At 55.5% G+C, this 10196-nt stretch carries 8 protein-coding genes; all 8 read right to left on the reverse strand.

Features of this window, described 5'->3' with window-relative positions; translation table 11 throughout:
- Window positions 1–33 precede the first annotated feature (33 nt).
- The 8 genes from tssH to H650_RS10375 all read right to left on the reverse strand — a co-directional run bounded on the left by tssH (window position 34) and on the right by H650_RS10375 (window position 10100).
- Entirely contained in the window at window positions 34–2673 is a 2640-nt protein-coding gene (gene tssH, locus H650_RS10340) for a type VI secretion system ATPase TssH (RefSeq protein ID WP_020455210.1), read from the reverse strand.
- A gap of 177 nt (window positions 2674–2850) precedes the next feature.
- Window positions 2851–3342, reverse strand: a complete 492-nt coding sequence (hcp, locus tag H650_RS10345) for a type VI secretion system effector Hcp (RefSeq protein WP_020455211.1) — start codon at window positions 3340–3342, stop codon at window positions 2851–2853.
- A 14-nt stretch (window positions 3343–3356) separates the two neighbouring features.
- Window positions 3357–5024: an OmpA family protein gene (locus tag H650_RS10350; protein ID WP_020455212.1), complete on the reverse strand. Its 1668-nt coding sequence runs from the start codon at window positions 5022–5024 to the stop codon at window positions 3357–3359.
- Window positions 5024–5749 (reverse strand): type VI secretion system protein TssL, short form, encoded by a 726-nt coding sequence (gene tssL, locus H650_RS10355; RefSeq protein WP_020455213.1) that lies wholly within the window; start codon window positions 5747–5749, stop codon window positions 5024–5026. Before tssL ends, H650_RS10350 begins: the two co-directional genes overlap by 1 nt.
- Window positions 5746–7095: a type VI secretion system baseplate subunit TssK gene (tssK, locus tag H650_RS10360; RefSeq protein ID WP_020455214.1), complete on the reverse strand. Its 1350-nt coding sequence runs from the start codon at window positions 7093–7095 to the stop codon at window positions 5746–5748. Before tssK ends, tssL begins: the two co-directional genes overlap by 4 nt.
- 18 nt (window positions 7096–7113) lie before the next feature.
- Window positions 7114–8661, reverse strand: a complete 1548-nt coding sequence (gene tssC, locus H650_RS10365; RefSeq protein WP_044489484.1) for a type VI secretion system contractile sheath large subunit — start codon at window positions 8659–8661, stop codon at window positions 7114–7116.
- Between the two features lie 32 nt (window positions 8662–8693).
- The gene (tssB, locus tag H650_RS10370) at window positions 8694–9191 is read right to left on the reverse strand and encodes a type VI secretion system contractile sheath small subunit (RefSeq protein WP_020455216.1); all 498 of its coding nucleotides are present in this window, start codon (window positions 9189–9191) and stop codon (window positions 8694–8696) included.
- A 276-nt stretch (window positions 9192–9467) separates the two neighbouring features.
- Complete coding sequence (locus tag H650_RS10375) at window positions 9468–10100, reverse strand: ECs1377 family protein (RefSeq protein ID WP_020455217.1); 633 nt, start codon at window positions 10098–10100, stop codon at window positions 9468–9470.
- Window positions 10101–10196 lie beyond the last annotated feature (96 nt).

Below are 10196 nucleotides of genomic sequence, written 5' to 3' on the forward strand. Positions count from 1 at the left end.
AGATACTCATTGAGTTTTGTAGATGCTTATCGCTTACCTGACACCAAACACCAGTTCAATGCCCTCGTCCTCACTCCAGCCAAACGTCAGCATTTTCGGTTTCTGCCTCGCGGCCATATGGGTAAGCAACTGCTGGCTCAGAACCGGCAGAATTTGCTGGTTGAGTAAGCTATCGACGTTGCGCGCGCCCGTATCCGGCAGCAGACAGGCGGCGGTCAGGGCGTCATACAGCGCCTCGTCAATGTTAGTGATCAGACCGTAATGGCGATACAGACGTTTGCTCACCTGGGTGAGTTTCATTTCCACGATGGTGCGCATAGCAGCATGCGCCAGCGGACGGTAAATCACCGTCTGGAAGCGGGCGAGCAGCGCAGGCTGGAAATGGTCACGCAGGATCGGGCGCAACAGCTCGTGCAGATCGCCTTCGCTGGCTTCCGGCTGTTCATCAAGCCGTTGCATCAGGTGGTCGCTGCCGAGGTTCGAGGTCATCAGAATAACGGTGTTGCGAAAGTCGATTTCGCGGCCTTCGCCGTCGCGCATAAACCCGCGGTCGAAAACCTGATAGAACAGGTTCATCACGTCACGGTGGGCTTTCTCCACTTCATCCAGCAGCACCACGCTGTACGGCCGCTTGCGCACCGCTTCGGTCAGGATACCGCCCTGACCGTAACCGACGTAGCCCGGAGGCGATCCTTTCAACTGGGAAACCGTGTGCGGCTCCTGGTATTCGGACAGGTTGATGGTAATCAGCGACTTTTCGCCGCCGTAGAGCACATCGGCGAGCGCCAGTGCCGTTTCGGTTTTACCCACGCCGCTCGGGCCAACCAACAGGAACACGCCCTGCGGACCGTTCCCGGAAGTGAGGCCTGTTTTCGCCGCCCGCAGGCGTTGCGCGATGGCGGTAAGCGCGACATCCTGCCCGACCACACGTTTGCTGATTTCATTTTCCAGGCTCAGCAGTTCGGTCTGCTCGTCTTTCATCAGAGATGACAACGGCACCCCCGTCCAGTCGGCAATGACGTTAGCGACGGTACGTACATCCACATCCACGGAGAGCAGCGGATTGTTGTGCTGGATGCCGCTCAGCTCCTGCTGCAGCGTGCAGATTTCACTCTGGCGGGAGATATCCTGGCGGCTCGCCAGCAGTTGTTCGGTGAGTTCCAGCTCCTGACCGTACCGGATCTCCAGTTCGTCGAGTTCAGCCCTCAGCCGCACGTCTTCCTGCTCAAGCGCCGCCAGGCGTTCACCGGGGCTCTGATTACCGACTGCGGTATCTTCCAGCAGCGCCTGCTTCTCCATGTCCAGCGCTGTAATTTGCGAGCGAAGACGGGTCAGCCGTTCCGGCACGGTGTCGAGGCTCATGCGCACGCGGGCGCTGGCGGTATCGAGGAGATCAACGGCTTTGTCCGGCAGCTGACGGCCTGTCAGATAACGGCGGGAAAGCGTCACAGCGGCGCGCACCGCATCGTCCGTGATATGCACGTTATGGTGCCCGGCGTAGCGGGATTTCAGGCCACGCAGCATCAGGCAGGCGGTGTCGTCGTCGGGCTCATCCACTTTCACCATCTGAAAGCGGCGTTCCAGCGCGGCGTCACGCTCGAAGTATTGTTTGTATTCAGACCAGGTGGTCGCGGCAATTGTTCGTAATTCGCCACGTGCCAGCGCCGGTTTCAGCAGATTCGCCGCATCCGCGCCACCTGCCTGGTTGCCCGCGCCAATGATGGTGTGCGCTTCGTCGATAAACAGCAGAATCGGCACCGGCGACTGCTGTACGGCGTCGATAACGTTTTTCAGGCGCTGTTCGAATTCTCCCTTCACACCTGCGCCCGCCTGTAACAACCCAAGATCGAGGGTGCGCAGAACGACAGGTTTGAGCGATTCAGGCACGTTGCCTTCGGCAATGCGCAGCGCGAGGCCTTCAACCAGTGCGGTTTTTCCGACTCCGGGCTCGCCGACCAGAATCGGGTTGTTTTTACGACGTCGGGAGAGGATATCCACCATCTGGCGGATTTCAGTGTCACGACCAAACACCGGGTCGATTTTGCCCGCTTTCGCTTTGGCGGTGACATCAAGGGTGAATTTATCCAGCGCGTTCTGCAGCGCCGCACTCAGTTCGCCCTCTTTTACCTCTGCCCCCACAGGGCGGCCGACCATTTCAATATCGCCACTGTAGCTCTGGGTCAGTTCTGCTTCCTGCTGCACGTCCGGGCGTTCGTCAGACTGCGCATCCAGCAGCGGGCGAAGGCGCTCCAGCTGGCTCTGGCCCAGCGTCAGCAGGGGCCACAGACCATCACAATGAATCAGCGTCGGGCTTTCAACCAGCGCAATCAGCAGATGCAGGCTGCGGATTTTTTCTTCGTCCTGCAATGACGCTATCATCCATGCCTGTTTCAGCAGCGTGTTGAGAGAGCTCGCCAGCTGTGGCCGGCTGCGTACCGATCGCGGAAGCCTGTCCAGCCAGTCCAGCAGCGCCTGCCACATACTGTCCATATCCCACTCGTAGCGACGCGCCAGCACCGTCAGGTCACCTTCGCCCTGCTCCAGCAGTTTCAGCAGCCAGTGTTCCGGCAGAATTTCCGCATGGGCGCGGGTCTGGCACAGGGAGGCCGCCCCTTCCAGCGCACAGGCGCAGTAAGGATTAAGGCGACGTAACAGGGCGGCTGAGTTTTCCATTTTTTTCTCTCTTAGGTTGTGCCGGGTACGCTACCGCCCATCGCTTTCCCTTTTGACAGGGAACCCAAAGCGCATCAGGTCAGGCAGGCAGATTGTGTGGTTCTTTGCTGAAAACCCGGGGCGGCAGATATTCAGCAAAAAAGAGAAAGCGGACAGGGGGGACTGTCCGCTTGCTACTTACGCGGTGGCGCGTTCGTTCCAGGAATCGGAATGAATGATGTTGCCGTCTTTGTAGGTCCAGGTGATTTTTTCGTAGCGCAGTTCGATCTGTTCGAGGTGGTTGTGCTTCTCGTAAGAAGGATCTTTGATGTCGTGCATCACCGGATTCACTTTCACCACTTTCACGTTTTCCAGAGTGGTGTTGAAGTACTCCACTTCCTGACCCGCGTCGTTGATTTTGTACCACTTGAATTCAGCAGACTTCAGGGTCTGGCCGGTCGTCACCGCCTTGTACAGATACGGGCTGGAAGAATCGATTTCCTTCGTAAACAGGAACGGGGTGTGGATACGGGTACCGGTCAGCTTGCCGGTGTTGTTGTCCGTCGGGATGTACAGGTTGTGCTGCTGTGCAACGACTTCGATGCTGCCTTCGCGATCCTGGACATCCACAGACCCTTTAATGTCCGCGCCGCCGTCATCTTTCAGCCAAAGGTAAACGGGAATTGCCATTGGATTTACTCCATTTAGTGTTGAGAAACGTCATCATCCTGTGATGACGCTGAGGGTTTGCCCGGTAGCTGGCAGGCATCGACCTGCGGTACCAGACTGATTTCGACACGGCGGTTGAGCGCACGGCCTTCCGTGGTGTCATTAGTTGCAATGGGGCGACGTTGACCGTAGCCCTGCACCGCAAAACAGCTTTCCGGCACATCACCGGTGTCGCGCATCCAGTCACGTACCGCTTCGGCGCGCTTCATGGAGAGCGTCTGGTTAAGCCCAGGATTGCCGGTGTTATCGGTATGCCCGGACACGACAATCAGCCAGCCGGGTTTGGCTTTGATGCCTACCAGGGAGTTGACCAGCAGTTTGGTAGAGCCTGGCCTAAGGTCGGACATACCCGAGTCGAATAGCGACATGCTGTCGAGGCGGATAATCTTCGGCACCGCTTTTGACTTTGGCGGTGGCGGTGGTGGAACCCACGTATCAATGGCCTGCTGAACGCTGAGCCACAAACGCTCGCCCGGATAGAGTCCCAGACCGTAACGCTGCGGCTCGCCCTGGCGCTGCCAGCGTTCCAGCAGCAAGGCATCCTGTTGCAGGGCCTGTAGTGACTGGGCTTTCGGTGCGTAGTGCGTCATCGGAATGGCGTACCAGCGCTGCAGATCGGCAGCGATCCGCCCGATAAGGGACTGGTTATGTAGCACGGACAGACCAAGCGCGCTGACCATGCAAAACAGCAGGAACATCACCACACGACGCCCGGTTTTCCCGTCCTGAAGAGGCATGGCATAAGGTGCAAGTAACGGCAAAACCGGATCGGCAAAATGCCACAGCGCCGGATACGTTGAGCTGGAAGCCGGGGGTAAGAGCCTGGAATGGCGAAACAACCACTGCGGCCAGATGGCACCGGCCTCAGTACGGACAGCCCCACTGCGCACAACCACCGCAAACGGCGTGACAACCGGACACAGCCTGTCCGCTTTCGTCAGTTCATCCATCACCACCTGTTGCAGCAAGCTAATGGCATGCGACAGATACGGCAGACGGGTCACGTTTTCAGGCAGAGTCCGCCACGCCTCCAGCGTCTGCACTGGTTCATCCGTCGGGCAGACCAGCGGCGTTTTACCGCGAATCACGATCCACGGTGTTTCCGGTCCGGAAAACTCACCAACCAGCACGACAGGTGGCAAATAGCCGGAAAGATTTTTCAGCTGCTTTATCTGCTGACGCAGTTCCTTCAGAGAAACACGCAGTCGCCCTTCATCTTTGTGCAAATCTGGCAGGCAGCGAAACATCACCACCAGTTGCCCGGCCATACGGGGTTCACGCGCGAGTAAACGCTCAGCAAATGTGCTTAGCTGATCCGTTGCCCCCACTTTCAGATAGCAGCCCTGCGCTGTGGTGCGGCATACATCCTCGACAAACAGTTCGTCGTCGATATCGCCGCATACCAGTAAAACCGGACCGGTGAAACCGGCTGGCGGAGAAACACCCTCATCAACGTGCTGCCCGACAGGCTGCTGGCGACTGTATCGGCGACGCATCAGCAACAGCGCCACCATGCTCCCTGTCAGCGTCAGCACACCGTTGACCGGCACAGAGAAATTCAGAAAACCCCAAATCACCCAGAGCGCGGCGGCCAGACAAATCAGCACCGGAAACGCAGCCCGTGACAGTGCAGATTTTCGCATCAGCGCAACTCCGGTAATTGCTGGCGCAGAAGATCCTTCAACCACAGGTGACCGCCAGCCCAGACCAGTGCAGTGACAAGTGCCGCCAGGATTATCCAGAACCATACGGAGCGCAGAATGTTGTAGCGGCGCTTACCGGTTTTCTGTACGACCAGATCAACGCTAGTCTCCAGCGGTGGTACGCGCTCATTAAGAGCGGCAATCACCTCTTCTCGCTGGGTCTGTCCGGCACCAGAGAAGGCAAACTGCCCCTGGAACCCCAACGCAAGAACACGCTGGTAGCAAGTCAGCACCGCAGGAACCGGTGACGGCTGACGCAGCACTTCCGCAATGCGGTCATATAAAGCACCACCCGCACGCAGCGAGCCAAAGTAACGGGCCTGCAACGGCGCTGCGCGCCAGGCTTTGATGCCTTCGTCCATGTCAGCCTTCTGCGGTGCCACTGTTGCAGATTCAGAGTCCGACGAATCCGCCTCTGTTCCAGCAGGCACAGATTTACGGTTCATCACCGCTTCATCCAGCAGGGCACACTGCGCATAGGTAATATGTGCGATGCTCTCGCTGTCGTAACCAGCGTGCTCCAGCGCTTCGCGTACACTCTCCACCTGGGCACAACAGTTTTTATAGAGCGCCTTGCCATCCGGCGCTCTGGCGGCGTGACGCAGTTGAGACACGGTGAGCCAGGAGTCCGCCATCAGGTCGTCGATATCGATATCCTTTCTCATGAGCGCAGCACCGCAAACAGTTCAAGTTCAAGCTCGCCCAACAGTGACGGTACGTAGAACAAGCACACGCCCTGCTCCAGCATCTCCTGCGCCGCACGGCTCTCCATATCCAGCACGAAGTACTGATTTTCCAGGCGCACCGGCAGTGCTGCAGGAACACGGGTAAGCGGGATAAGACCAATGCCTTCCATTGCCACACTGGTAATCTGGCCCACATCATCCGGGGTACCGGCCATGGCCATTTCGGTAAATTTCTCGGCTACCTGCCAGGCCGGCAAATTTGAACGGACAGACAGGTAAAAATCGGCTTCTTCGCGCAGACGGATATCGTGCAACACCGCTTTCCAGGTTTGCTCGTCCAGGCGGGTCATATTCACGGCAACCACGCGCGACGGCAGACTGGCTTCCAGTAGCTCACTGATAAGTTCAAATAACGGCGGGAAGGTGTTTTCCGGAGCGTGATGGTCATAGCCCGGGATCGCATCCAGATCGCGATCCAGCGAAAACGTCAGCAGGCTGCCGGCAAGTCGCGCCAGCTCTGCCCATACCTGTTCAGGGTGACGAGCCGGGAAGCGTTCGAACTCAGTCAAAACACGGGCATGCGTATTTAGCGCATTCAGCAACCAGAACAGCGAGACATCGGCAACCGCAAAGTCTGCCATGCGGTCATTGCTCTCGCGACGCATCGCCATCAGACGCTGGCGTCGGGAACGCAACTGGCGGTTCAGCAGCACCAGACGTTCACGTAACAGGCTGCTTGCAGAGAACATTGCCATCGGTGGCACAAAGTCCGGATCCTGACGCCAGCCACCCTGCCCATCACGCAACAGACGAGCTACGGCACAGGTCTGCCAGGCATCGTTACTTTCGTGATCAAAGCGGAACGCGAGATTGAAACGGGCCACGGCCATTGGCTCTTCTTCCTGACCGAATAGATCCTGAACGGCCACCCACTCTTCGCGATAGCGCAGCGGACGTTCGGCAGACACTGTTTCCATCTGGACATTAACAATGCCGGGTTGCATCACTGGCAGCGCAATCAGCACGGTCACACTCTCCACCTGACCGGAGTCCGGCAGCGCCACTTCTCTCGGCTCAGGCGGTAAATCACTGTTTTGTGTGTCAACCAGTGTGCCATCCGGCAGCCACAGACGCAGGGTCTGCACCTGCACCCGACCAGACGCGAGAAGGGCGTCATTGAACTCGACTCGCTCAACCCCCCACGGAAAGGGGCTGTAAAGCCGGGATAATCCGGCACGGGAAAAAGATTCCCACCCGGACTGCTGCTGGAACTGCTGAGGGGCCAGCAAGGCCCCTTCATTCCATAACGGACGATAGATCTTCATCCCTGGTATTCCTTCGCCTTATGACTTGGCCTTCGGCATCTGGGAAACCAGTGACAGGTTGACGTCCATGCCTTCGACCTGGAAATGCGGGATGGCATAGAGTTTGACGCGGAAGAACCCCGGGTTATCGTCAATATCTTCCACCACGACTTTGGCATCACGCAGCGGATGGGAAGCCTGCAGCTCGTCGCCCGGATCGGTCATTTCGGTGACCAGACTGCGCACCCAGGTGTTCAGCTCCAGTTCCAGTAAACGGCGATCTTTGGTCGTACCGATGTTTTCACGCTGAATAAGCTTCAGATAATGCGCAATACGCGAGAGCAGGAAGATATACGGCAGGCGCGCATTGATACGGCTATTGGCGGTTGCGTCAGCGGTATCGTACAGCGCCGGTTTCTGCGTGGAGTTAGCGGAGAAGAAGCAGGCGTAATCACGGTTTTTGTAATACGACAGTGGAATAAAGCCGAGATTTGCGAACTCGAACTCACGCGTTTCCGGGATCATCACTTCAGAGGGGATTTTTACCTGATTGCCCGTGCCGAGGTCGTAAAGGTGAATAGGCAGATCCTGAACTGCACCGCCCGCCTGCGGGCCACGAATTTGTACACACCAACCGTTATTGATAAAGCTGCGTACCATATTGGCGGCAAAGGCGAACGAGGCGTTGGTCCACAGGTATTTATCGTGATCCGGCCCTTTCACTTGTTCCACATAATTGAAACTGCGTACCGGCACGGTGTCAGGGCCATATGGCAGGCGGCCAAGCACACGCGGCATCACCAGACCGATATAGCGGGAGTCGTCCGTCTCGCGAAAGGATTTCCACTTGATGTACTCAGCGCGGTCAAAGTAGTTGCCGATATCTTTTATCGCCGCCACGTCCGCCATCGCGTCCTTGAGGAAAAATTTCGGCCCCGCAGAGCCGATAAACGGCATGTGGGCAGCGGCAGACACTTTCGAAATATTGCGCAGCAAAGCGACATCCTGCGCAGAAGCATCAAACTCGTAAGCAGAAATCAGCGCGGCAATGGGCTCGCCACCCGGCGTGTCATATTCATCGATATAAGTGTGTTTGTATAAACCACTCTGAATAATTTCGGGGCTATCTTCAAAATCCTGGCGCAGATCGTCTTTGGAGAGATCGAGCAGTTCGATTTTGACGTTCTGGCGAAAATCGGTTTTATCCACCAGAGATTTCAGCCCACACCACAGACTTTCTACTGCCTGAAACGCCTCATGGTGCATCACCGCATCCAGTTGACGGCTAATCTGGTAATCCAGCTGTGCGATATGGTGATCAATCAAATTGCGGTCAAGTTTTTCAACTTTCGAACCGGATTTTGTCAGGCATTCCAGGAACACCTGCATCCCTGCGGTCAGACGCTCATCGGCTGTTGCATCCGACATCGCCTGCGCATCCTGCCAGATATCCAGCGCGCTTAGCGTTGTTACCGGGTTCAGATTGATTTTTTCAAATAAAGAGGCATAGACACCTCCCGCTTGCGTGCCTTGTAAAACCACGCTTTCGCCTGTGGCGACACTTTCATTTTGTACAGACATCAACATTCCTTATTCATCTGTTAAAACTTCGCCAGCATTTATGGCTGTTTGGGCGCAAGAGAGGAGAGCTCATCACGCAGTTCTGCGCTGAGAGAGGGGTTAAGAAGAATTTTTTCTAATTCCTTTCGGAAAGTCTGATTATCGAGTAAGTTCGCTTTCAGATCGCGAAGCAGATTGCGCATTGCCAACATAGCTTTGAGCTGGGGAATTTGGCGGGCAACCTCTTCTGGCGTGAAATCTTTCATATCGCGGAACGTCAAGCTGATATTCTCTTCGCTACCATTACCCGCCAGGGTATTTTCAACAACAAGGTTAACTTTTGGGGAATAATCAGAAAGAACACTATTAAAGTTATTTTTATTAACGTTGACTTTAACGCGTTCGCTTAAAGACGCCGTTTCCTGCCCATTACTAAAATCACCCGTCACCAGTAATTTCAACGGTAATTCTGTTTTTTTCTGTGCTCCGCCCGTATGCAGGTCGAGTTTCAGGTTGATACGTGCTTTCGGTATCTCCCGCTGGAAGCTATCGCTCATCGTTCCCTCTCTGTTTATTGCTTTGTGATATTTGCGCGTAACTATCCCTGCGCATAACACGGCAACAATAAACCAAAACGTTTCATTTTTTCACATCGAATTTTAAAGATTAGGAATAAATAAAGAAATTTACTTAATTATTAATATTCGGAGTTATTAATTGATGAGCTAATTATCGCACAGCACTTTCCAGATAATATTATTGCTGGTAATAAAGCCGCGCAATATTTTCGGAAAGCATTCCTGAATGTATTTTAATTCATCGCTAAAGTTTCTTTAACGCTGTTCAAGTTGATAATACGGTACCCGCCGCGTTGTGCCCGTCAGGCTATCGAATACATCCGTTTCTGCGGTGCTGATCCTCATCCCTTTCTTTCTGAGTCTCGCCACATCGGCGGCCAGCCGCTGAATGCCAAACCAGAATAACGCATCAAGCGCCGTGACCTGGAGACCCCTCTCCAGCGCCAACTTCAGACGTTCGCGCGGGGCTTTAACCTCTTTGGCGATTTGCTGGTACGGCGCAGCCGTAACGTTAGTGGGATCAAGGCGACGAATACGATTGGAAAAGCGGTAGCTAAAGGCATCCGGGATAGCGCTTAAATCGCTTTTCAGACTGTAAGTACATCCCCAGCGGCTGCCGCTGATAACGGCGGGTTTACGGCTGATTTGCAGCTCGTCGCGCAGGCTGTCAATAAGCTGCGGTGCACGAACCAGCAACAAACGAAAAGGTAACTCCAGGCTGGTAGCGTAATCCACATTCAACAGTGCAATGCGTAAACGTTCCTGCGCCCCGGCCTGCGTCTGGCGGCACTCATCCATGACATCTGCCCACTGACGCGCCAGACGCGGCGTTTCATCAACTGCGGTGAAACTATATTTTTCAATCTGATAGTCGATGCGCCCGCTCATCTCTGTCTGCCTCTGTTCCCTCGCCTTTTTCCGCGAATCACTTTACCAGCGTGCAAATACAACCGGAAGCAGGAGGCAGCGCGGATCTTTGTTTTT

Source organism: Enterobacter sp. R4-368 (genome assembly GCF_000410515.1).
Classification (GTDB): Bacteria; Pseudomonadota; Gammaproteobacteria; order Enterobacterales; family Enterobacteriaceae; genus Kosakonia.

Coding starts and splice junctions, on each gene's coding strand:
- tssH (WP_020455210.1), bottom strand. CDS start 2,673: ATGGAAAACTCAGCCGCCCTGTTACGTCGCCTTAATCCTTACTGCGCC.
- hcp (WP_020455211.1), bottom strand. CDS start 3,342: ATGGCAATTCCCGTTTACCTTTGGCTGAAAGATGACGGCGGCGCGGAC.
- H650_RS10350 (WP_020455212.1), bottom strand. CDS start 5,024: ATGCGAAAATCTGCACTGTCACGGGCTGCGTTTCCGGTGCTGATTTGT.
- tssL (WP_020455213.1), bottom strand. CDS start 5,749: ATGAGAAAGGATATCGATATCGACGACCTGATGGCGGACTCCTGGCTC.
- tssK (WP_020455214.1), bottom strand. CDS start 7,095: ATGAAGATCTATCGTCCGTTATGGAATGAAGGGGCCTTGCTGGCCCCT.
- tssC (WP_044489484.1), bottom strand. CDS start 8,661: ATGTTGATGTCTGTACAAAATGAAAGTGTCGCCACAGGCGAAAGCGTG.
- tssB (WP_020455216.1), bottom strand. CDS start 9,191: ATGAGCGATAGCTTCCAGCGGGAGATACCGAAAGCACGTATCAACCTG.
- H650_RS10375 (WP_020455217.1), bottom strand. CDS start 10,100: ATGAGCGGGCGCATCGACTATCAGATTGAAAAATATAGTTTCACCGCA.